The 23,642-nt window shown below is 72.0% G+C and carries 10 protein-coding genes; 7 read left to right on the top strand and 3 right to left on the bottom strand.

What is annotated here, in order from left to right; genetic code table 11:
• Window positions 1-38: 38 nt before the first annotated feature.
• Complete coding sequence (sbnB, locus tag CCN51_RS10195; protein ID WP_014179378.1) at window positions 39-1,046, bottom strand: 2,3-diaminopropionate biosynthesis protein SbnB; 1,008 nt, start codon at window positions 1,044-1,046, stop codon at window positions 39-41.
• Between the two features lie 130 nt (window positions 1,047-1,176).
• Complete coding sequence (locus CCN51_RS10190; RefSeq protein ID WP_014179377.1) at window positions 1,177-3,417, bottom strand: MMPL family transporter; 2,241 nt, start codon at window positions 3,415-3,417, stop codon at window positions 1,177-1,179.
• 268 nt (window positions 3,418-3,685) lie between these two features.
• Between CCN51_RS10190 and CCN51_RS10185 the strand changes: the two genes are divergently transcribed.
• Together CCN51_RS10185 and CCN51_RS10180 are read left to right on the top strand one after the other, a co-directional pair.
• The gene (locus CCN51_RS10185) at window positions 3,686-4,678 is read left to right on the top strand and encodes an ATP-binding cassette domain-containing protein (RefSeq protein ID WP_014179376.1); all 993 of its coding nucleotides are present in this window, start codon (window positions 3,686-3,688) and stop codon (window positions 4,676-4,678) included.
• Complete coding sequence (locus tag CCN51_RS10180; protein ID WP_014179375.1) at window positions 4,675-5,523, top strand: ABC transporter permease; 849 nt, start codon at window positions 4,675-4,677, stop codon at window positions 5,521-5,523. The genes CCN51_RS10185 and CCN51_RS10180 overlap by 4 nt, the downstream gene beginning before the upstream one ends.
• A gap of 20 nt (window positions 5,524-5,543) precedes the next feature.
• On the opposite strand, the gene CCN51_RS10175 is transcribed toward CCN51_RS10180, so the two are convergent.
• Window positions 5,544-6,563 (bottom strand): helix-turn-helix domain-containing protein, encoded by a 1,020-nt coding sequence (locus CCN51_RS10175; protein ID WP_014179374.1) that lies wholly within the window; start codon window positions 6,561-6,563, stop codon window positions 5,544-5,546.
• Window positions 6,564-6,723: 160 nt separating this feature from the next.
• Between CCN51_RS10175 and CCN51_RS10170 the strand changes: the two genes are divergently transcribed.
• The 5 genes from CCN51_RS10170 to CCN51_RS10150 all read left to right on the top strand — a co-directional run bounded on the left by CCN51_RS10170 (window position 6,724) and on the right by CCN51_RS10150 (window position 23,575).
• The gene (locus CCN51_RS10170) at window positions 6,724-6,993 is read left to right on the top strand and encodes a hypothetical protein (protein WP_014179373.1); all 270 of its coding nucleotides are present in this window, start codon (window positions 6,724-6,726) and stop codon (window positions 6,991-6,993) included.
• A 178-nt stretch (window positions 6,994-7,171) separates the two neighbouring features.
• Entirely contained in the window at window positions 7,172-7,528 is a 357-nt protein-coding gene (locus CCN51_RS56375; protein WP_014179372.1) for a hypothetical protein, read from the top strand.
• A 38-nt stretch (window positions 7,529-7,566) separates the two neighbouring features.
• Window positions 7,567-8,565, top strand: a complete 999-nt coding sequence (sbnA, locus tag CCN51_RS10160) for a 2,3-diaminopropionate biosynthesis protein SbnA (protein WP_014179371.1) — start codon at window positions 7,567-7,569, stop codon at window positions 8,563-8,565.
• Between the two features lie 2 nt (window positions 8,566-8,567).
• A complete protein-coding gene (locus CCN51_RS10155) occupies window positions 8,568-16,418 on the top strand; it encodes a non-ribosomal peptide synthetase (RefSeq protein WP_014179370.1) in 7,851 nt (2,616 codons plus the stop codon).
• Window positions 16,415-23,575 carry an amino acid adenylation domain-containing protein gene (locus CCN51_RS10150; protein WP_143675765.1) on the top strand — a complete coding sequence of 2,387 codons (7,161 nt, stop codon included), beginning with the start codon at window positions 16,415-16,417 and terminating at the stop codon, window positions 23,573-23,575. Before CCN51_RS10155 ends, CCN51_RS10150 begins: the two co-directional genes overlap by 4 nt.
• Window positions 23,576-23,642 lie beyond the last annotated feature (67 nt).

Raw genomic sequence — 23,642 nt, 5'->3', positions numbered from 1 at the left:
CTGACGGGGCGGCCGGTGTCCTGATCGGCGAGTGGCGGCTACCAGCGGGTGGTCTCGCCGAAGAAGTCGTCGATCGCGGTGGCCTCCCCCGCCTCCGTGGCGACGCGGTAGATATGCGCCCCGACCGCGAGGTCGAGGACGCCGAGGCCGAAGGGGGAGAAGATGACGGGCTTGTCCGGGCCCGTGGTGATCTCGCCGCGGATGTGCTGGGCGAGGGTGCCGGTGACGAAGTCGCGGTTGCCGTATTTCTGCTCGGCCAGGTGCGGGGAGGTGTTGGCCTTGAGGCAGTGGTCGATGTCGTCGACGATGTTGTACGAGTCGTGGATGATCTCGGGGCCGATGTCGCGCAGCGAGATGTTGAGGACGACCTGGCCGGGGGCGAAGGCGCGCGGGTCGAGGACGTAGGGCTCGCCGGCGGTGGTGGCGAAGACGATGACGTCGGCCACCTCAAGGGCGGTGCGCAGGTCGTCGGTGGTCTCGGCGCGGTAGTTGAGGGAGTCGGTGACGTAGTCGGCGAGGGCCTGGCCGTATTCGGGGTGCTGGTCGTGGACGACCACGGTTTCGATGTCCCACTCCTGGGCGGCGAAGAACTCCAGGATGTTGCGGGCGATGATGCCGGCGCCGACCACGGCCAGCCGGCGGGCGGTGCGGCCGCCGGTCAGCTGTTCGGCGGCGAGGACGGCGGAGGCCGCGGTGCGGGCCGCGCTGATCTGGGAGGCTTCCAGGAGGGCGAAGGGGTAGCCGGTGGCGTAGTCGTTGAGGAGCAGGGCGGCGGAGGCGCGCGGGATGCCGTTCTTGATGTTGCCGGGGAAGCTGCCGATCCATTTGATCCCGGCGACGTCGTGCTTGCCGCCCAGGTAGGCCGGGAGCGCGATGATCCGGCTGTCCGGTTTCTCGGGGAAGCGCAGGAAGTAGCTGTCCGGGTTGACGGAGTCTCCGTCGCCATGGGTCAGATAGGTTTCCTTCACCTCCCGTACGATCTCCCGGCGGCTGCGGCCGATGATGTCGCGGGCCGTTTTGCCGCCGATCACGCTGAACTCGAACACGGGTTTCCTTCCGGTCGTTGGGCGGGCGGGGCCGGCTTGTTGCCGGCCCCGCCCGCTGTCGTTACCTCAGTACCTCTGTACGTCTTCTCGTGGCGAATGTGTCGATGTCACTTTCACCCAGCAGTGTCGTTCAGTACGTGACCGGCACGCCCTGGGTGTCGCGCGCCGCCACGTGGCTGGGGCCGGTGTGGCCGGCCTCGGCGGGGCGGGACTTGCGGAGGAAGCCGGGTGCGGCCCAGTTCGCCCGGCCCAGCAGGGCCATCACGGAGGGCAGCAGGATCGCCCGGACGACCGTGGCGTCGAGCAGGACGGCCACCGCCAGGCCCACGCCCAGCTGCTTGAAGTCCTGCATGGCCAGGGTGCCGAAGACCGCGAACACGGCGACCATGATCAGGCCGGCGCTGGTGACCACCCCGGCGGTGGTGCGGATGCCGTGGGCGATGGCGTCCCGGGTGGTGGCGCCGCGGTCGTAGGCCTCACGGATCCGGGAGACCACGAACACGTGGTAGTCCATCGAGAGTCCGAAGAGCACCACGAAGACGAACAGCGGCATCCAGGACTCCAGGGCGCCCGGCGCCTCGGTGCCGACCAGGGAGGCGCCCCAGCCGTGCTGGAAGACGGCGGTCATCACGCCGTACGCGGCGCCCACCGACAGCAGGTTGAGGACGATCGAGGTCAGCGCGATGACCGGGGACCGGAAGGACACCAGCATCAGCAGGAAGGTCACGCCCATCACGAAGGCGAAGACCGGGACGATGCTGCTCTTGAGCTGGTCGTTGTAGTCCTCGGAGAAGGCCAGGTCACCGCGGACGAGCGTGGTGGTGTCCGAGACCTTGCCGAGGGTGTCGGGGATCAGGGTGTCGCGCAGTTCCTTGAGGGCCTTCTTGGAGGTGGCGTCGGTGCCGTTGCCGATCAGCGGGACGCTGATCTCGGCGATGTTCTGCTTGGCGTGCACCGTGACGTCGATCTGCTTACCGGTCTGTCCGGAGGCGAGCGCCGCCTTCTTGAAGTCGGCGATGGCCTGGGTGACCTGCGGGGAGTCGATGTCGTTGGACTTGATCACCACTCCGGCCGGAGCGGGAGCGCCGGGGAACTCCTTTCCGATCTGTGTCGAGACGGACACCATCGGGTTGTCGGCGGGCAGCAGCTTATCGGTGCCCAGCTTCTCGGTCTTCATGCCCAGGGCCGGCGCGGCCAGGGCGAGCAGCAGCGCGGCGCCCAGGACGGCGAAGACACCGGGCCGGGCGAGCACCCCGCGCAGCAGGGCGTTGGTGCGACGGCCGCCCACGGCCGCGGCGGCCGCGGCGCGGGCCTGGCGGCGGCGGGCGATGAAGGGGATGCGGCCCTTCTCCACCCGGTCGCCGAGCATGGCCATCATGGCCGGCAGTACGGTCATGGAGCCGATGACCGCGATCAGGACGACCTCGATGGTGGCGAAGGCGAAGCCCTTGAACACGGTCAGCCCGGACAGGAACATGCCGGCCATGGCGACCACCACGGTGATGCCGGAGATCAGCACCGAGTGTCCGGAGGTGGCGGCGGCGATGTGCAGGGCGGATTCCCTGTCCTGCCCGGCGGCCCGCTCCTCCCGCTCCCGGCGCAGATAGAACAGGCAGTAGTCGACGCCGACGGCCAGGCCCATGAGGAACATCACGGAGCTGGTCATGCCGTCGACCGGCACCACCTGGCTGGTCAGGGCCAGCAGGCCCATGGCGCCGACGCAGGCGGTGGCGGCGAGCAGCACCGGCAGTACGGCGGCCACGAAGGCGCCGAAGACGACCAGCAGGATGCCGAGGGCGACCGGGAGCGCGGTCATCTCGGCCCGTGCGAAGTCCTCGCCGAGGCTGTCGTTGATGCCCTTGAGGCCGGTGGCGGCGCCGTACTGGCCGAGCGTCACCGCTTCGTGGGCCTTGTCGGTCTTCTCGACGGCGTCGATGACGGGCTGGATGCGGTCGGCCGCGGTGTCCGGGTCGCCCTTGACGTCGTACTGGATGAGGGCCGAGTGCTTGTCCTGCGAGACCACATGTGTGGTGTTCGGGTCACGCAGGTTCTTGACCAGCCCGGTTTCCTTGAGCGCGTTCACCGTGGCGGTGACGGCGCCCTGGAACTCGGTGTCGCCGGCGGTGAGTTTGTCGCTGTGGACCAGGACCAGTTCCCCGGCGGGCGGTGCCAGGTCGGCGTCCTGGAGGATACGCTCGGCCCGACCGGAGTCCCCCGTCCCGTAGTCGGCGTTGGTCAAGGTCTTCTGTCCTGCGGCGCCGCCCACGACGGTGACCAGGACGACCAGGATCAGCCAGCCGAAGACGGCCGTCTTTCGATGGCGGGCGCTCCAGTCACCGAGCGCGGCGGCGAAATTTCGATGACGTGCCATTACCTCTCCTGCGGTCAGCGGCGTTTGCCCCGTAGCCGCGGAGGCCGTGGGGGATTAACCAAAACGCTAGGCGCTGCGCAGGGGCCATGGAGCCCGTGGAGCTTGCAGCAAGCTGCGCCTGCAGAGTACTGCCACCCGAATCCGGACATATCAGGCACCAGGCATGCGATTCCGCTGCTACATTTCCCAGCAGCTTGATACCCGAACTCCCATGTTTCGAAGGGAATTCGGATTTCCATCGAAAGGGAAAGCTGGGAGAGGGGGATTCATGGATATCGCCATCGCGGCAGAGAATCTTGGAAAGCGCTATGGAAATCACCAGGCGCTGGCCGGAGTGGATCTCGAAGTACGGTCCGGAACCGTACTCGGACTGCTCGGGCACAACGGTGCGGGCAAGACCACCACCATCCGCATGCTCGCCACGCTGCTGGAACCGGACTCCGGCAGCGCCCGGGTCGCGGGCTTCGACGTCGTACGCGAACAGCGCGAGGTGCGCCGGAGGATCGGCCTGGCGGGCCAGTACGCCGCGGTCGACGAGCTGCTGACCGGCCGGGAGAACCTGGTCCTGCTGGGCACCCTGCTGCGGCTTGGCCGCAGACGGGCGCGGCAGCGGGCGGAGGAGCTGCTGACGGCGTTCGAGCTCACCGGGGCGGCCGACCGTCCGGTGCGCACCTACTCGGGCGGGATGCGGCGCCGGCTGGACCTGGCGGCATGTCTGATCGCCTCGCCGACCGTGCTGTTCCTCGACGAGCCGACGACCGGGCTCGACCCGGCCAGCCGGATGGTGCTGTGGAAGATGGTGCGGGAGCAGGTCGCCCAGGGCGTGACCGTGCTGCTGACCACGCAGTACCTGGAGGAGGCGGACTTCCTGGCCGACCGGATCATGGTCTTCGCCGCCGGCCGCACCCTGGCCGAGGGCACTCCGGACGAACTCAAGCAGAAGGTCGGCGAGGAGTGGCTGGAGGTGGCCGTGGCCACCGCCGAGGACCTGCCCGCGGCGCTGTCCGCGCTGGGGCCGGTGGCCGTCGCCAGCCCCACCGTGGACGAGACGGGCAACCGGATTTCCGTCCAACTGGCGGACAGAATGGGATCCATCGCGACCGCTGCGGCCGCGCTGGAGGGCTGCGGAGCCGATGTCGTCGACTTCGCGCTGCGCCGCCCCTCGCTCGACGACGTGTTCTTCCATCTCACCGGGGAGAGCAAGCCGGGGCCGAACAAGTCTGGTGAGAACCCCACAACCACAGCGGAGGACGGGTCATGAGCAGCCTGACGGGACCGGCGGAGTTCGGTGCCGGGACGGCCGGGGGCCGCTTCGCGGCTGTCGGAGATGTGCTGGCCCTGACCGGGCGGCATCTGCGGCATCTGCGCAGAACACCCGAGAAGCTGATCGCGGTGGCCCTGACGCCGGTGGCCATGGTGGTCATCCTGGGCTATCTGTTCGCCAGCGTCATCACGATCAAGAACAGCGGCGGGGTCGAGTACCACGACTACGTCATGGCCGGGGTCTTCGCCCAGATCGGGCTCACCTGCATCGGCATCACCGCGCTGGGCGTGGCCTCGGACATGGGCAAGGGCCTGATCGACCGGTTCCGTTCGCTGCCGATGGCGCGGTCATCGGTGCTGGTCAGCCACACCGCGGCCGATCTCGTCCCGGTGGCGATCAGCATGGTCGCGGTGGGCGGGATCGGTCTGCTGGTCGGCTGGCGCACCGATGCGGGACCGCTGCCCATCCTGGGCGGCTTCGCGCTGCTGCTCGCCTTCGCGTACGCGATGCTGTGGCTGGGCGCGCTGCTGGGGATGGTGCTGCGCAACATGGAGGCCATCAACGGCATTTCGGCCCTGGCCCTGGTCATCCTCTCGTTCATGTCCAACTCCTTCATGCCGCTGTCGGGGCTGCCCGGCTGGCTGCGCACGGCGGTGGAGTGGAACCCGGTCAGCACGGTGTCCGAGGCCTGCCGGGTGCTGTGGGGCAACGCCCCCGCCTCTTCGGGCGGGAGCCTGCCGATGGAGCATCCGGTGCTGGTCTCGGCCATCACGGTGGGTGCGCTGATCGCCGTACTGATCCCGGTGGCCCTGCGGACCTTCCGCACGGCCGCCGTGCGCTGACGATGGCGGCCGTCCGCCGGTCACTCCGGTTCCGAGGACCCGTCCGCGCTGCCCTGCAGCCAGCCCCGCTCGCCGGCGATCACCCCGGCCTGGAAGCGGCTGCGGGCGCCGAGCTGGGTCATCAGTTCCGCGGTGATCCGGCGGGCGGTCCGCACCGAGATGCCCATCTTGCGGGCCACCACCTCGTCGGTGTGGCCCTGGGCCAGCAGGCTCAGCACGGCGCGGGCCTGGCTGGTGAGCCCGGTGTCCTCGTCGCGCCGGCGCGTGGCGCCGAACGGCGGGGCCTCCTCCCAGATGTGTTCGAACAGCGCACACAGGGCGGAGACCAGCCCGGATCCGCGCAGCAGCAGCGCCCCGACCGCGGTGTCCTCGGGGTTGCTGGGCACGACGGCCGCCTGCCGGTCGAAGACGACCATGCGCAGCGGCAGCGAGGGGACCACCCGGACCCGGCAGCCGAGGCCGGTCAGCCAGTCCAGATAGGACACGGTCTGGGGGTGGTTGACCACGCTCTCCAGGTAGACGCAGCGCATCCGCACGCCGCGCTCCAGGAGTCCCTGGTCGATCGGCCTGCTGGCCTGCCGGGACTCGGCCGACTGCCCCCCGCCGGTGGTGAATTCCATGATCTCGGAGGTGCAGTCATGGGCCAGCTCCTCGAGCCGGATCCGGACCATGTCGATACCGCTCAGCTCCTCGACGTCCACCCGGCGCTTGTTCTGGACGGAGTCGACGTACTCAGCGACGATCTTGCTGATGGCGAGCTTGCCGGAGGTGATCTCCTGCTGCCGCTGGGTCAGTTCGACCTCTTGGCGCGCCAGCAGAGACACCAGGCTGATCTCGGGATTGATTAATAAGAGCCCGCCAGGCCGCTGGTCGGACTCGCGCACCAAGGAGAGCCCCGCCAGTTCGTCCAGGGCGCTCCTGACCTTCTCCTCACTCCAGCCGAGTTGTCCGGCCAGGCCTGATATGCCGAGTTCGGGCCGGCCCAACATCGCTCGGTAGACGCTCTCGGCCGCGGAACTGACACCGAGGATCTCCAGCACGTGTGTACTCCCTCGTCCCCCGCGCGCCCCCGCGCATGATCGAAACCCACCCCTACGTCCCGATCACTGCATGTTACGGCACGAACGGGGTGCGACCGCGCGGTAGTTGATTTATTCACCTGTCCTTCGGCAGCCCGGCATCGAACCGTGAGAGGTGGCCATGTACATCGTCATGGGACGCATGCTGCGCGGCCGTACGATCGTGGACGCAGGGCAGCTACGAGCACTGGTGTACGCCGCCGCCGAACCGGGGGACGGTCTCGAGCACGTCTACGCCGAGACCGATCTGGAGGGCGCCGGCACCGTCCTCTTTCTGTGTGCCACTTCCGCAGAACGAGCTGAGGCCACCGCCGTCCGTATCGTGGACCGGCTGCTCGCCCAGGATGAACTCCTCGGCTGGGAGTGGGAAGGCCGTCGAGGCGAAGTCTAGGGAGATCCCAAATAATCCCTGGCATTCTCCGGCCATCGCAGGACCCTGACAGCGTAAACACATGACACCGGGTCTACGGCGGTACAGACTCATAACACCGGACAGGAATTCAAAACATTCTGGAATTCCCGCTTCCGAAACTCGAGAGTAACCAATCCCCAGCGAAAAGGGAATACTCATGCCTGCCATCAACAACTCCTCTGCCCGCATGAATGCGTTCATCTCGCTCGCTTTCGGAGCCGTCATTCTCGCCACTTCCCCGGCCGCGACCGGCGTCGGCTGGGACAGAGCCGGCGCGTTCGGCCCGGAGGTCGGCTGGGACAAAGTCCTGGCCTCCCCCGGGGTCGGCTGGGACCTGGCCCCGGCCCATGACCCCGGCGTGGGCTGGGACAACGTGGCGGCCGACGGGACGGACGTGGGCTGGGACAGCGCGGGCGCCGACCGCACGGACGTCGGCTGGGACCTGGCCCCGGCCCACGACCCCGGCGTCGGCTGGGACAGCAAGCCCCACACCCAGGGCGTGGGCTGGGACTGAGCAGCGGGAACGGATACGGCGATCAGGGGGAAGGTCTCGTGCCCATCATCACGACTCCGCAGGAGTTCAACGAAGAAGACCTCTTCGTGGACCTGCGGGAGATGTTCGGTTATCCGCTCTACCTGAAGTGCGAGGGGTTCAACTTCGCCGGCTCAGTGAAGCTCAAGGCCGCCGCATCCATGATCGAAGCAGCGGAACGCGGCGGGCTTCTGGGCCCCGAATCGATCCTGGTCGAGTCCTCTTCGGGAAACCTCGGTATGGCGCTCAGCATGATCGCCGCCGCCAAGGGCTACCGGTTCATCTGCGTGGTGGACTCACGGACCAACCTGTCGACCCGACAGGTCATCGAATCCCTCGGCAGCGAGGTGCATGTCATCACCGAGCCGTCCGTCACCGGCGGTTTTCTCGGGGCTCGCCTCGATTTCGTACGCGGTCTTTGCACCACGGATCCGCGTTACGTCTGGCTGAACCAGCACGCCAACCAGAACAACTGGAAGGCGCACTACCGCACTACCGCGCCCGCCATTGAAAAGCAGTTCCCCAACCTGGAAGTGCTGTTCGTCGGGGCGGGCACCACGGGCACCCTGATGGGCTGCGCACGCTACTTCAAGGAGCAGCCGAACTCCCCCGTCACGGTCGTCGGCATCGACAGCGCCGGCTCGGTCACCTTCGGCGGACCGGCCGGCCCCCGCATGATCCCGGGCCTGGGCGCCGGAGTGCGCCCCGCCCTGTTCGACCAGCGGTACCTCGACGACATGGTGCTGGTCCCCGAGATCGACACCATCCGCACCTGTCACACCCTGGCCCGCGGCGGCTTTCTGTTCGGCGGCTCCACCGGCACCGTCGTCAACGGCGCCGTGAAGTGGCTGGCCGAGCACCGCCCCGGCCAGGACGTCACCGCCGTGGCCATCTCGCCCGATCTCGGCGACCGCTACCTGGACACCATCTACCGGCCCACCTGGGTCCAGGACGTCTACGGCCTGGACGCGCTGGAGCCGGCTCCCCGTCCGGGCGCCGTCACATCAGGAGTGCACTGACGATGAGAGAGACCGACCTTTTCGAGCTACCGCTCTCCGGTGCGCAACGGGAGATGTGGTACGCGCAAGCGCTCGACCCCGGAAACCCCGTCTACACCATGGCCGACCATCTCGACCTGGACGGGCCGCTGGACCTGGCGCGGTTCGAGCGCGCCTGGTGGCAGCTGATCCGCGAAACCGAGTGTGTACGGGCCCGGTTCGGCGAGCGCGACGGCGAGCCCGTACAGACGGTCCATCCGCTCGGGGAGCGGACGCTCGCGGTACGCGACTACCGCGCCGCCACCGACCCCGACGCGGCCTCCCGCCACCGGATGCACGAGGACCTGCGGCTCCCCTCGTCCCTGGGCGCCGAGGCGTTCCACAGCGAGCTGCATCTGCTCGGGCCGCGGCGCACCCGGCTCTACGCACGGGCCAACCACATCCAGATGGACGGCTACAGCCGCTCGGTGTTCTACCAGCGGTTTGCCGCTCTGTACGAGAGCGAAGACCTGGGCGAGAACGTGGCCGCCGCGGACCCGCTGCCGCCGCTGGCCGAACTGCTCGCCGACGAGGAGGCGTACCTCGCCTCACCGGCCCACACCCGCGACGCCCGGTTCTGGTCCGGGCGGTTCGACACCGCCCCCGAGCCCACCCGGCTGTCCCGGCGGCGCGCGGCGCACGCCCACCACACCCTGCGCCGCACCGCCCCACTGTCCGAGGCAACCGTGGCTCGCTTAAGCGAGCTGGCCTGGCAGGCGCGGGTGACCTGGCCCACCACGCTGATCGCGGCCACCGCCGCATGGGCCGCCCAAGCCAGTGGCGACGGAGAGGTGCTGCTGACCCTGCCGGTGCCCGCCAGAACGGGGGCCTCCGCCCGTGCCGTGCCCGGGATGCGCGCCAACTTCCTGCCGCTCGCCCTGTCGGTGCGCCCGTCGATGACCCGCGCCGACCTGCTCAGGCACACCGCCGCCGAGCTGCGCGCCACCGTACGCCACCAGCGGTACCGCGGCGACGAGCTGCGGCGCGAGCTGGGCTTCACCGGCGACGCCGACACCACGTACGGGCCCACGGTCAATGTGCTGGAGTCCGGGGTTGACTTCACCTTCGGCGCCGGGTGCACCGGCCGGCTGCACAACCTGTCCACCGGGCCGGTGCCCGATCTGCAGATCATCTATCTGGACGCGCCGGGCGACGGCTGGACGCTGCGCCTGGACGCCAACCCCAGCCTGTACACCGACGCCGAGCTGACCGCCCACCAGGACCGGCTGCTCGCCGCCATCGAGGCCTTCGCACACGGCGCCGACGACCTTCCGCTGGGCCGTGTCGATGTCACGCTGCCCGCCGAGCGGGAGCGGCTGCTGGTCGAGTGGAACACCACCGAGCGCACCGACGGCTTCACGGACGTGGTGGAGCGGGTACGGGAGCTGGCCGGTCTCGCACCGCACGCGGTGGCCGTCGACGACGGCACGACCCGGCTGAGCTACGCCGAGCTGGTCGCCCGCGCCGACGCCCTCTCCCGCACCCTGACCACCTCCGGGCTCTCCACCGGCTCGCTGGTCGCGCTGGCCGCGGGGCCCAGCGCGGCCTTTGTGACCGCGGTGCTCGGCGTGCTGGGCGCGGGGGCCGCATGGGTGCCGCTCGACGTACGGGCCCCCGTCGCCCGCGGGGCAGCGCTGCTGGCCGACAGCGGGGCGCAGGCGCTGCTGTTCGGCCGCGACCAGGAGGAGTTCGCCCATCAGGTGCTGGCCGCCTGCGGCAGCTGGCCCCAGGTGATCGAATTGGAAGGGTCCGGGGATGCTGCGGCGGATCTTCTACCGGTTGCGGGCAAGGGCGACGACCTGGCTTACGTGATCTTCACCTCGGGCTCCACCGGCCGCCCCAAGGGCGCGATGGTCCACCGCCACGGCATGGTCAACCACCTCCTCGCCAAGGTCGAGGACCTGGATCTGACCGCCGCCGACTCGGTGGTCCACAACGCGCCCGTCACCTTCGACATCTCCATCTGGCAGATGCTGTCCGCGCTCGTCGTCGGCGGCCTGACCCGGGTGGTGTCCCGCGAGGTGGCCGGCGATCCGCAGACGCTGTTCGCGCTGGCCGACGCGGAGCGGATCACCGTGCTCGAAGTGGTGCCCTCGCTGCTGCGGGTGGCCCTGGACGAGTGGGACGCCGGGGCGGCCCGGCCCGAACTGGCCGCGCTGCGGCACCTGGTGGTCACCGGGGAGACCCTGCCGGTCGACCTGTGCCGCCGCTGGCTCGCGCACTACCCCGGCGTACCGCTGGTCAACGCGTACGGGCCCACCGAGTGCTCGGACGACGTCACACACGCCTTCATCCGCTCCGAGGACGACCTGGGCCCGGTGCGGGCGCCGATCGGCTCGGCGGTGCGCAACACCAGCCTGTACGTACTCGGCGACGGGCTGCGGCCGGTGCCCGCCGGGGTGCCTGGCGAGCTGTACGTCGGCGGGTTCGGGGTCGGCCGCGGCTATCTGGACGATTCGCGCCGCACCGCCTCCGTGTTCGTCGCCGACCCGTACTCGCCGGTGCTCGGCGCCCGGATGTACCGCACCGGGGACCGGGTGGTGCACCGGCCCGACGGGCAGCTGGAGTTCCTGGAGCGGGTCGACCACCAGGTCAAGATCCGCGGCCATCGCATCGAACTCGGCGAGATCGAGGCCGTGCTGCGCGATGTGCCCGGCGTCATCGACGCCGTGGTGACCGTGGCCGTGGACCGCGAGGGCAACTCCCGGCTGGCGGCCTTCCTGTCCGGCACCGCCGATGTGGTCGCCGCGCGCGACCGGGTGGCGGGCGCGCTGCCCGACTACATGGTGCCCGCGGCCTTCGTCGTACTGGACGCCCTGCCGCTGACCGTCAACGGCAAGGTGGACCGCAAGGCGCTGCCCGAGCCGGACTTCGCCGCAGCCGCGGCGGGTTCGGGCCGCGCCCCGCGGGGTCCGCGCGAAGAAGTGCTGTGCCAGCTGTTCGCGGATGTGCTGAACCTGGAGCGGGTGTCGATCGACGACGACTTCTTCGGGCTCGGCGGCCACTCGCTGCTCGCCACCAAGGTGATCAGCCGGCTGCGCGTACTGCTCGGCATCGAACTGCCCATCAAGGCCCTGTTCGACGCGCCCACCGTCGAACGGCTCGCCGCCGCGCTGGACGGCGCGGGCCGGGCGCGGCCCGCGCTCGTCGCGGCGGACCGCCCCGCCGAACTGCCGCTGTCCTTCGCACAGCAGCGGCTGTGGTTCCTCGGCCACCTGGACAACCGCAGCGCCACCTACCACCTCCCCCGGGCGCTGCGGCTGTCCGGCGAACTGGACCCGGCGGCCCTCGCCGAGGCGCTGGCCGATGTCGTCGCCCGGCACGAGAGCCTGCGCACCGTCTTCCCCGAGGTGGACGGGCGCGCCAACCAGGTCGTGCTGGCCGCCGAGGTGGCCCGTCCTGGCCTGCCGGTAACCGAGGCGGCCGAGGACCAGCTCGAGTCGCTGCTGGCCGAGCGGGCGGCGCGCCCGTTCGACCTGGCGGCGGAACTGCCGCTGCGCGCCGAGCTGTTCAGGATTGCCGAGGAGGAACACGTACTGCTGGTCGTGCTGCACCACATCGCCGGGGACGGCTGGTCGGTGCTGCCGCTGGCCCAGGACCTGCGCGAGGCGTACGCGGCGCGGCTGCGCGGCCGGGCGCCCGCGTTCCGGCCGCTGCCGGTCCAGTACGCCGACTACACGCTGTGGCAGCGCGAACTGCTGGGCGACGACAGCGACCCGGAGTCCCTGGCCGCGCGGCAGCTTGAGTTCTGGCGCGAGGCGCTGGAGGGGCTGCCGGACGAACTGGAGCTGCCCACCGACTTCCCACGCCCCGCGCTGCCCTCCTACCGGGGCGGCACGGTGGAATTCCGCCTGGAGCCCGAGCTGCACACGGCCGTGGTGGCGCTGGCGCGCTCCTCCGGGGCGAGTGTGTTCATGGTGCTGCAGGCGGCGCTCGCGGCGCTGCTGTCCAAGCTGGGCGCCGGGGAGGACATCCCGCTTGGCACGCCTGTCGCGGGCCGCGGCGAGACCGCGCTCGAGGGGCTGGTCGGCTTCCTCGTCAACACGCTGGTGCTGCGCACCGATGTGTCCGGCGACCCGACCTTCCGCGAGCTGGTGGGGCGGGCGCGCTCCGCCGACCTGGCGGCGTTCGACCACCAGGACGTGCCCTTCGAGGCACTGGTCGACGCGGTCAGCCCGGCCCGCTCGCTGTCGCGGCAGCCGCTGTTCCAGGTGATGCTGGCCTTCCAGAACAACGCTCCCGCCGACTTCGGACTGCCCGGCCTGATCACCACCATGGCCCCGGTGCCCACCGGCACCGCCCGCTTCGACCTGGCCTTCGAGCTGACCGAGGAGCAGGGTGAGTCCGGCGGCATCGGCGGTCAGCTGGAGTACAGCGCTGACCTGTTCACCGAGGCGAGCGCGGCGGTGATCGCCGAGCGGCTGGTGGAGCTGTTGCGCAAGGCCACCGCCGAACCGGACCGGCCGCTGAGCCGGCTGGACGCCCTGCTGCCCGAGGAGGCCACGCACCTCCTCGGCACATGGGCCGGCAGCGACGCCCAGGCCCCCGAAGCGGGCACGCTCCCCGAGCTGTTCGCCGCCCGGGTGGCGCTGGACCCGGACCGTACGGCGCTGCTGGCCACGGGCGTCGGCCCGGTCACGTACGGGGAGCTGGACGAGCGGGCCAACCGGCTCGCCCACCATCTGATCTCCCTCGGCGTGGGCCCCGAGGACACCGTCGCCCTGGTCCTGCCCCGCACCGTCGAAGCGGTGGTGGCGGTGCTCGCGGTGCTCAAGGCGGGTGCGGCGTATCTGCCCGTCGACCCCGCGTATCCGCAGGACCGCGTCGACTACGTTGTCGACGACGCCCGGCCGGCCGCGGTGCTCACCACGGTGGAGCGGGCGGGGGCCTTCCAGCGGGCGGACGGCATCCTCGCGCTGGACTCGCCCGAGACCGCCGCCCGGCTTGCCGCGGCCCCCGCGCACGACCCGACGGACACCGACCGGCGGGCGCGGCTGACGCCCCAGCATCCCGCGTACGTCATCTACACCTCGGGCTCCACCGGCCGCCCCAAGGGCGTGGTCGTACCGCACGCCAATGTGGCGGTGCTGGCCGCGCAGGGCGCGCCGTTCGGGGTGCGGGAGGGCGTCCGGGTGCTCCAGTTCGCCTCGTTCAGCTTCGACGCCGCCGCCTGGGAGGTCTGCACCTCGCTGCTGACCGGCGCGGTGCTGGTGCTGGCCGGCGAGGAGGACCGGGCGCCCGGCGAACCGCTCGCCGCGCTGATCGCCGAGGCCCGGATCGACGTGGTCTGCCTGCCGCCGACCGTGCTCTCGGCCTGGCCCGAGGACCTGCCCATGCCCGAGGGGATCACGGTCATCACGGCGGGCGAGGCCTGCCCGCCCGAACTGGTGGAGCGGTGGTCGGCCGGGCGCCAGATGATCAACGCGTACGGGCCCACCGAGACCACCGTGTGCGCCACCCTCAGCGAACCGCTCTCCGGTGCCGTCAAACCGCCCGTCGGCCGCCCGCTGCCCGGCACCCACGTACGGGTGCTTGACCCGGCACTGCGGCCGGTGCCGGTCGGGGTCACCGGGGAGCTGTACGTGGCGGGCGCCGGGCTGGCCCGCGGCTATCTGGGGCGGGCGCGGCTGACCGCCGAGCGGTTCGTCGCCGACCCGTACGGGGAGCCGGGGACGCGGATGTACCGCACCGGGGACCTGGTGCGCTGGCTGCCCGACGGGACGCTGGACTACGTCGGCCGCTCGGACGACCAGGTCAAGCTGCGCGGCTTTAGGATCGAGCCCGGGGAGATCGAGAGCGCCCTGCTCGCGGACCCCGGTATCGCGCAGGCCGCGGTGATCGTGCGCTCGGACCGCCCCGGGGAGAAGCGCCTGGTCGGATACGTCGTACCGGCCGGGGACGAGGCGCACCAGGTCCCCGACGCGGCGCGGCTGCGGGAGCGGCTGGCCGACCGGCTGCCCGACTACATGGTCCCCGCCGCCTTCGTCACCCTGGACGCCCTGCCGCTGACCGGCAACGGAAAGCTGGACCGCAAGGCGCTGCCCGCGCCCGACTTCACCGCTCGCGCCACCGGCCGGGCGCCGGTCACCGCGCAGGAGGAGACGCTGTGCCAGGTCTTCGCCGACGTACTGGGCCTGGAGCGGGTCGGCGCCGACGACAGCTTCTTCGACCTGGGCGGCGACTCGATCGTCTCGATCCAGCTGGTGGGCCGGGCCCGCAAGGCGGGGCTGCTGATCACCGCGCAGGACGTGTTCACCCACCGCACCCCGGCGGCGCTCGCGGCCGCGGCCAAGCCCGCCGCCGAACAGGTGGTCCTCGGCACGGACGACGGCGTCGGCGCCCTGGCGCCCACCCCGATCGTCCACTGGCTCCAGGAGCTGTCCCTGGGAGCGGAGTTCGCCGGGTTCCACCAGGCGGTCGTGGTGCACACCCCGGCCGGCGCCACCCAGGCCACCCTGGCCGCGGCGCTGCAGGCCCTGCTCGACCACCATGACGCGCTGCGGATGCGCCTGGACACCACTGACGGGCGCTGGACGCTGCGGATCGCCGAGCCCGGCGCGGTACGCGCCAAGGAACTGCTGAGCCGCGTCGGTGTCGCCTCGCTGCCCGAGGAGTCCTGGGCCGAGGCCGTGACCGGCTCGGCCACCGCGGCCCAGGCCCGGCTCGACCCGCGCGCGGGCGTCATGGTCCAGGCGGTGTGGTTCGACGCGGGCCCCGGGCGCACCGGGCGGCTGCTGCTGACGATGCACCACCTGGTCGTCGACGGGGTGTCCTGGCGGATCCTGCTGCCCGACCTGGCCCAGGCGTACGAGGCGGTCACCCACCGCACACCGGTGGCGCTCCAGCCGGTGGGCACCTCGCTGCGCCACTGGTCCGGGCTGCTGGCGGCCGAGGCGCGCACGGTGCGCCGCGGCGCCGAACTGCCGTACTGGCGCGAGGTGGTGGCCACCTGCGATCCGCCGCTCGGCACCCGGCCGCTCGACCGCGCCCGGGACACCACGGCCACCGCGCGCACCCTGCGGCTGTCCCTGGACACCGGCACCACGGCGGCGCTGCTGACCGAGGTCCCGGCCGCCTTCCACACCGAGGCCAACGACGTGCTGCTGGCCGGTCTCGCGCTGGCCGTGGCCGACTGGCGGCGGCGCAGGGGCGAGGAGAGCTCGGCCGTACTGGTGGAGCTGGAGGGCCACGGTCGGGAGGAGTTCGCGGAGGGGGTGGACCTGAGCCGGACCGTCGGCTGGTTCACCACCACCAGCCCGGTCCGGCTCGAGGTGGGCTCGCACCTTGTGCACGACTCAGACTGGGCCGAGGCCTGGTCGGGCGGACCGGCGGCCGGTCTCGTCCTCAAGGCGGTCAAGGAGCAGCTGCGCGCCGTGCCCGACCACGGCCTGGGCCACGGTCTGCTGCGCCGCCTCGCCCCGGACACCGCGCCCGAGCTGGTCGCGGCCGACCCGCCGCAGCTGGGCTTCAACTACCTGGGGCGGCTGCCCGCCCCGGTGGCCGAGGACTGGTCCGTCGCCCCGGAGGCGGCGCTGGTCGCGGCCGGTGCGGACCCGTCCCTGCCGCTGCCGCATGTGCTCGGGCTCAACGCCCTCACCGAGGACGGCCCGGACGGGCCGCGGCTGGTCGCCGCCTGGACCTGGGCCGCCGAACTCCTGACGGAGGACGACGCACGAGCCGTCGCCGAGGGCTGGTTCCGCGCGCTCAAGGCCCTGGCCCTGCACGCCCAGAGCCCGGATTCGGGCGGGCACACCCCTTCCGATGTCGACCTGGTGGAGCTGAGCCAGGACGAGATCGACGAGTTCGAAGACGAGATGGATGAGTGGTCCCTGTGAGCGGAACTCTGAGTCATCCGGTGAGCGAAGGCGCGCTTCGAGCGCCGACGCGCACCGCCAAGCGGTCCAATTTCAGTGATGTCCTGCCGCTGACCCCGCTGCAGGAAGGGCTGCTCTTCCACGCGGTGTACGAGCAGCAGGCCGAGCTGGACGTGTACGCCATCCAGCTGGTGCTGGACCTGGAGGGCCCGCTGGACGCGGGTCGCCTCAAGGCCGCGGCCACCGCCCTGCTCCAGCGCCACCCGAATCTGCGGGCGGCCTTCCGCTACCGCAAGAACGGCGACCCGGTGCAGCTGATCCCGCGCACCGTCGAGGTGCCGTGGACCGAGACCGATCTGCGCTCGCTCACCCCCGAGGAGCGGGCCGCCGAGGCGCGGCGCCTCACCGACGAGGACCGGGTGCGGCGGTTCGACGTCCACCGCCCGCCGCTGCTGCGGTTCATCGTCATGGACCTGGGCGAGGGCGCGCACCGCGTCGTGCTGACGGCACATCAGATGCTGTTCGACGGCTGGTCCATGCCGCTGATCGTGCGCGAGCTGTTCACGCTGTACGGCGAGAACACGGCGGCTCTCGCCCCCGCCGCCCCGTACAAGTCGTATCTCGCGCATCTGTCCGGGCAGGACCGGGCCGCGGCCGAGGAGGCGTGGCGCGGGGCGCTGGCCGGGCTGGACGAGCCGACCCTGGTGGCCCCGGCGGCCACCGGCCGTCCGGCGGCGCTGCCCGGACACCACGCGGTGGAGCTGCCCGCGGCGTTCACCGCCGAGCTCACCGCCTGGGCGCGCGGCCGGGGTCTGACCCTGAACACCGTGGTGCAGGGCGCCTGGGCGGCCACTCTCGGCACGCTCACCGGACTGCGCGACGTGGTGTTCGGCGGCACGGTCTCCGGCCGGCCGCCCGGGCTGCCCGGGGTCGAGACGATGGTCGGCCTGTTCATCAACACCCTGCCGGTCCGGGTCGACCTGGATCCGGCCCGCTCGTTCGCCGACATCCTCACCGCGCTCCAGGAACGGCAGACCGGACTGCTGCCGCACCAGCACCTGAGCCTCACCCGTATCCAGCAGACCGTCGGCGCCGGGGAACTCTTCGACACCGTCCTGGTCTTCGAGAACTATCCGCTCGACCCCTCGCAGATGGCAGAGCCCGCCCCCGGGCTGCGCATCACCGGGCTCGAGGCCAAGGACGCCACCCACTACCCGCTGAGTCTGATGGCGCTGCCCAGCGAGCGGCTGCGGCTGGACGTCGGATACGCGCCCGACCTGTATACGGCCGAGGAGGCGGCCGCGGTGATGGACCGGCTGACGGGGCTGCTGCGCACCCTGCTCGACCACCCCGACCGGCCCTTCGGCCGGCTCGACGCGCTGCTGCCCGGCGAACGCGAGCGGGTGCTCGACCTGCCCGCCGACCCGGCGCCCGAGGACCCGTTCGCGGATGTGGTCGAGCGGGTGCGGGCGCTGGCCCGCGAACAGGCCGAGGCCCCGGCGGTCACCGACGGCCGGGAGACCCTGAACTACCGCGAACTGGTGGGCCGGGCCAGCGCCCTGTCCCGGGAGCTGACCGGGCGGGGCATCGGTCCGGGCTCGCTCGTGGGCGTGCTCGCCGCGCCCGGGGCCCGGTTCGTCACGGCGGTGCTCGGCACGCTGGGCGCGGGCGCGGCGTGGGTGCCGCTGGACGTCACGGCGCCGACGGCCCGTACGGCCGCGCTGGTCGAGGACGCGGGGGTGGCCCTGCTCCTGACGGACGCCGAACACACCGCGCTCGCCTCCGAGGTGGGCGGCGCGCTGCCCGTCCTGACGGTGAACGGCCACTGCGACACTCCCGACGGCCTCGCACCCGTGGCCGGGGCGGGCGACGACCTGGCGTATGTCATCTTCACCTCGGGCTCCACCGGCCGCCCCAAGGGCGCGATGGTGCACCGCCGGGGCATGGTCAACCACCTGCTGGCCAAGGTCGAGGACCTGGATCTGACCGCGTGTGACACGGTCGTGCACAACGCGCCCGTCACCTTCGACATCTCGGTGTGGCAGATGCTGTCCCCGCTGGTCGTGGGCGGTCTGCTGCGCGTGGTGCCCAAGCGGACGGCGGCCGATCCGGCCGAGCTGTTCGGGCTGGTCGGCCCGGAGCGGATCAGCGTCCTGGAGGTCGTGCCCTCGCTGCTGCGGGCGGCGCTCGACAGCTGGGACGCGGGCGCGGCGGTGCCCGATCTGACGCGGCTGCGCCGGCTGGTGGTCACCGGCGAGGCGCTGCCCGCCGAGCTGTGCCGCCGCTGGTTCGCGTATTTTCCCGAAGTGGCGCTGGTCAATGCTTATGGGCCGACCGAGTGCTCGGACGATGTCACCCACGCGGTGATCCGCGACGCCGACGAGGTGCCCGGGGTGCGGGCGCCGATCGGGTCGGCGGTCCGCAACACCGGTCTGTACGTCCTGGACGACGGGCTGCGGCCGGTTCCCGCCGGGGTGCCGGGCGAGCTGTACGTCGGCGGGATCGGGGTCGGCCGCGGCTATCTGCACGACCCGCGCCGCACCGCCTCCGTGTTCATCGCCGACCCGTACTCGCCGCTGCCCGGCGCCCGGATGTACCGCACCGGGGACCGGGTCGTACGGCGGGCCGACGGGCGGCTCGAGTTCCTGGAGCGGCGCGACCACCAGGTCAAGATCCGGGGCCATCGCATCGAGCTCGGCGAGATCGAGGCCGTGCTGCGGACCGTGCCCGGGGTCACCGACGCGGTGGTGAACGTCGCAAAGGACACCCGGGGCGAGGGCCGGCTGGTCGGCTATCTGGCGGGCACGGCGGACCCGGCGGCGGCCCGCGCGTCGGCCGCGGAGCGGCTGCCGGAGTACATGGTGCCGTCCGCGTTCGTGCTGCTTGACGCCCTGCCGCTGACCGCCAACGGCAAGGTGGACCGCAAGGCGCTGCCCGCCCCCGAGATCGCCACCTCGGCCGGGCGCGGCCCGCGCACCCCGCGTGAGGAGCTGCTGTGCCAGGCGTTCGCTGAGGTGCTGGGCCTGGACCGGGTCTCCATCGACGAGGACTTCTTCGACCTCGGCGGCCACTCGCTGCTCGCGACCCGGCTGATCAGCCGGGTGCGGTCGCTGCTGGACGTGGAGGTTCCGCTGCGTACGGTCTTCGAGGCGCCGACCCCCGCCGCGCTCGCCGCCCGGCTGACCGGCGCGGACGCGGCCCGGCCCGCGCTGACCGCGGCGGCGCGCCCGAAGCGGCTGCCGCTGTCGTTCGCCCAGCGGCGCATGTGGTTCCTGGGTCGTCTTGAGGGCCCGTCCGGCACCTACAACCTGCCGTGGACGCTGCGGCTGACCGGGAAGGTGGACCGGCCCGCGCTGCGCGCCGCCCTCGGCGATGTGGTGATGCGCCACGAGGCGCTGCGCACGGTCTTCCCCGAGGCTGCCGACGGCCCGTACCAGCGCATCCGCCGCCGGGCGCGGATCACCCTGCCGGTGCACCATGTCACCGAGGCCGAACTGGAGGACGCGGTCGGGGAGTTCGCCTCGCGCGGCTTCGACCTGTCCGGTGACCTCCCCTTCCGGGCTGCCCTGTTCGCGCTGGGCAAGGACGACCATGTACTGGTCACCGTCATCCACCACATCGCGGGCGACGGCTGGTCCAACGCACCGCTGGCCCGGGATCTCAGCCGCGCCTACACGGCCCGGCTGCGCGGCGAGGAGCCGCGGTGGAGCCCGCTGCCGGTGCAGTACGCGGACTATGCGCTGTGGCAGCGCGAACTGCTGGGCGACGAGAGCGACCCCGAGTCCCGGGCCGCCCGACAGCTGGAGTTCTGGCGCCGGACGCTGGACGGGCTGCCGGACGAGCTGGAGCTGCCCACCGACTTCCCGCGCCCCGCGCTGCCCTCCTACCGGGGCGGCACGGTGGAGTTCACCATCCAGGCCGCCACCCACGTCCGCGCCGCCGCGCTGGCCAGGGAGTGCGGGGCGAGCCTGTTCATGGTGGTGCAGGCCGCGCTGGCCACGCTGCTGTCCAAGCTGGGCGCCGGGGAGGACATCCCGGTCGGCACCCCGGTGGCCGGGCGCACCGACGACGCGCTGGACGACCTGGTCGGCTTCTTCGTCAACACCCTGGTGCTGCGCAGCGATCTGTCGGGCGACCCGACCTTCCGGGAGCTGGTGGGCCGGGTGCGCTCGGCGTCGCTGGCCGCCTTCGCCCACCAGGACCTGCCGTTCGAGCGGCTGGTGGACGCGCTGTCCCCGGCCCGGTCGATGGCCCGGCACGCGCTGTTCCAGACGATGCTGGCGTTCCAGAACAACGCGGCGGCGAAGCTGGAACTGCCCGGTCTGGAAGGGAAGGTCGGGGTGGCGCGCACCGGCAGCGCCCGGTTCGACCTGGCCTTCGACCTGGCCGAGGAGCACACCGGGGCCGGGGCGCCGGGCGGGATCGCCGGGCGCCTGGAGTACAGCGCCGATCTGTTCACCGAGGAGACCGCGCGCACGCTGGCCGCCCGCCTGGCCCATCTGCTCGACCGGCTCACCGCCGCCCCCGACGGCCGCCTCGCCGAGACGGACGCGCTGCTGCCGGGCGAGCGGGAGCGACTGCTGGTGGACTGGAACGGCGCGCCCGCGCACGCCGCCGAACCGCCGCTGTACGAGCGGTTCCAGGCCCGGGTGGCCGCCGCGCCCGACCATCCCGCGCTGCTCTTCGATGGGCAAGCCACGAGCTATCGCGAGCTGAACGAGCGGGCCAACCGGCTGGCACGGGCCCTGGTCGCGCGGGGTGCGGGCCCCGACCGGCTGGTCGCCATCGCCCTGCCGCGCTCCCCCGAGATGGTCGTGGCGGCGCTTGCGGTGCTCAAGTCGGGCGCCGCGTATCTGCCCATCGACCCGGCGTACCCGGCGGACCGGATCGGCTACATGGTCGAGGACGCCCGGCCGGTGCTCGCCCTGACCGACCGCGAGGTGGCGCGGGCGGTGCCCGGGCCGGCCGCCGCGCCGCATCTGCTGCTGGACGACCCGTCGGCACAGGCGGAGATCGCCGCCCTCCCGGGGGACGATCTACGGCCGCACGAGCGCCGTGCCGCGCCGAGCGCCGGCCACACCGCGTACGTCATCTACACCTCGGGCTCCACCGGCCGCCCCAAGGGCGTCGTCGTACCGCTCGGCGCGTTCGCCAACTTCCTGGCCGAGACCTCGCGCCTGCTGGACCTGGGCGCGGACGACCGGCTTGTGTCGGTGACCACCTTCGGCTTCGACATCGCCAACCTGGAGCTCTTCGTCCCGCTGCTGTCCGGCGCCACGCTGGTGCTGGCCCCGCCCGCGGCCGTACGGGACCCGCAGGCGCTGGCCGCGCTGCTGGTCGAGGCCCGCGCGACCGTGCTGCAGGCCACCCCGACGCTGTGGCACGCCCTGGTCAGCGGGCATCCAGGGGCGCTGCGCGAGGTGCACGCGCTGACCGGCGGTGAGGCGATCGGCCAGGACCTGGCCACCGCGCTGCACGGCGCGGCGCGCAAGGTGACCAATCTGTACGGGCCGACGGAGACCACCATCTGGTCCACCGCCGCCGAGCTGGACGGCACGGGCACCCCGCCCATCGGCCGCCCGCTGGCCGGCAACCGGGCGTACGTCCTGGACGCGGCGCTGCGGCCGGTGCCGGCCGGGGTGACCGGCGAGCTGTATCTCGGCGGGGCGTCCCCGGCCCGCGGCTACCACGACCGGCCGGGGCTGACCGCGCAGCGGTTCGTCGCCGACCCGTACTCGCCGGTGCCCGGCGCCCGGATGTACCGCACCGGCGACCTGGTGCGGCGGCGGCCGGACGGCACGCTCGACTATCTGGGCCGGGCGGACCACCAGGTCAAGCTGCGCGGCTTCCGGATCGAGCTGGGCGAGATCGAGACCACGCTGCTGAGCCATCCGCGGGTGGCACAGGCGGTGGTGGTCGTACGCGAGGACGAACCCGGTCAGCCGAGGCTTGCGGCGTACGTCGTACCGCGCGGCGAGCCCGGCCTGGACCTCGCGGAGCTGCGGGCCCATCTGGCGGGCGCGGTGCCCGACTACATGGTCCCGGCGTTCCTCACCGAGCTGGAGCGGATGCCGCTGACGCCCAATGCGAAGGTGGACCGCAAGGCCCTGCCGGCCCCGGGGCTGCCCCGCGCGGCCAACGGCCGCGGGCCGCGCACCCCGCTGGAACAGACGCTGTGCCATGCCTTCGCCGATGTACTGGGCCTGGAGCGGGTCGGCGCCGAGGACAGCTTCTTCGAGCTGGGCGGCGACTCCATCCGCTCCATCCGCCTGGTCGGCCGCGCCCGCGAACTGGGCGTCGGGCTCACCCCCGCCGATGTGTTCCTGCACCGGACGGTGGCGGGCCTGGCCACGGCGGCCACCGCGGCGGGCTCGGCGCCGGATGTGCCCGACGCCTTCGCCCGGGTGCTGCCGATCCGCTCCCAGGGGACGCGTCCGCCGCTGTTCTGTGTGCACGGCGGGGTCGGGCTCTCCTGGCCGTTCCTGGAGCTGGCCGGCGCGCTCACCGAATTTCCCGTGTACGGATTCCAAGCGGGCGGAATTCTGTCGCCGACCCAACAGCCCGCCTCCGTACGGGAAATGGCTGCGGATTACATCCGGAGTCTAGTGGAAATCCAACCCAATGGCCCTTACCATATTATTGGATGGTCTTTCGGGGCGCTGGTCGCCCATGAAATGGCCGTCCAATTGCAGAAGCAGGGGCGCGAAGTGGCGCTGCTGGCCAACCTGGACGGCTTCCCGGCGACGGAGTCCGACCCGGCGGACGACCTGAGCGATCAGGCCCTGCTGGCCCAGATCCTGCTGCGCTGCGGCCTCGATCCGCGGGGCGGCGCCGAGGGCGGGGACAAGCTGGACGCCGCCGGGGTGCTGGCGCTGCTCGCCCGGGACGGCAATCCCCTCGCCGAGCTCGACGAGGCGCAGCTCGGCCATCTCATCGGGGTGATCCGCCACTTCAGCGGCCTGGGCTCGGCCCACCGGCCGGGCCGCTACCGCGGAGAGCTGCTGTTCTTCGCGGCCACCCGGGGGCTCGCCCCCTCCGCACCGGCCGAAGACCTCTGGTCGGCGCATATCGAAGGCGCCATCGTCCGCCACGAGGTCGACGCCGACCACGACGGAATGCTGGCCCCACAGCCCGCCTCCCATATCGCCAAAGTCATTTCCGAAGCGCTCGGCGGCTAGCCGAGAAGACTTCCCGAAGAGAATGGTGAATTTCTTCCGAGGGATGCCCATACCAGAAATCGAGCAG

Origin of the sequence: Streptomyces milbemycinicus (genome assembly GCF_002154605.1) — a bacterium.
In the GTDB taxonomy this organism is placed as follows: domain Bacteria; phylum Actinomycetota; class Actinomycetes; order Streptomycetales; family Streptomycetaceae; genus Streptomyces; species Streptomyces milbemycinicus.
This window is presented reverse-complemented; position numbering and strand designations above follow the sequence as displayed.

Coding starts and splice junctions, on each gene's coding strand:
- CCN51_RS10190 (WP_014179377.1), bottom strand. CDS start 3,417: ATGGCACGTCATCGAAATTTCGCCGCCGCGCTCGGTGACTGGAGCGCC.
- CCN51_RS10180 (WP_014179375.1), top strand. CDS start 4,675: ATGAGCAGCCTGACGGGACCGGCGGAGTTCGGTGCCGGGACGGCCGGG.
- CCN51_RS10155 (WP_014179370.1), top strand. CDS start 8,568: ATGAGAGAGACCGACCTTTTCGAGCTACCGCTCTCCGGTGCGCAACGG.
- CCN51_RS10170 (WP_014179373.1), top strand. CDS start 6,724: ATGTACATCGTCATGGGACGCATGCTGCGCGGCCGTACGATCGTGGAC.
- CCN51_RS10185 (WP_014179376.1), top strand. CDS start 3,686: ATGGATATCGCCATCGCGGCAGAGAATCTTGGAAAGCGCTATGGAAAT.
- CCN51_RS56375 (WP_014179372.1), top strand. CDS start 7,172: ATGCCTGCCATCAACAACTCCTCTGCCCGCATGAATGCGTTCATCTCG.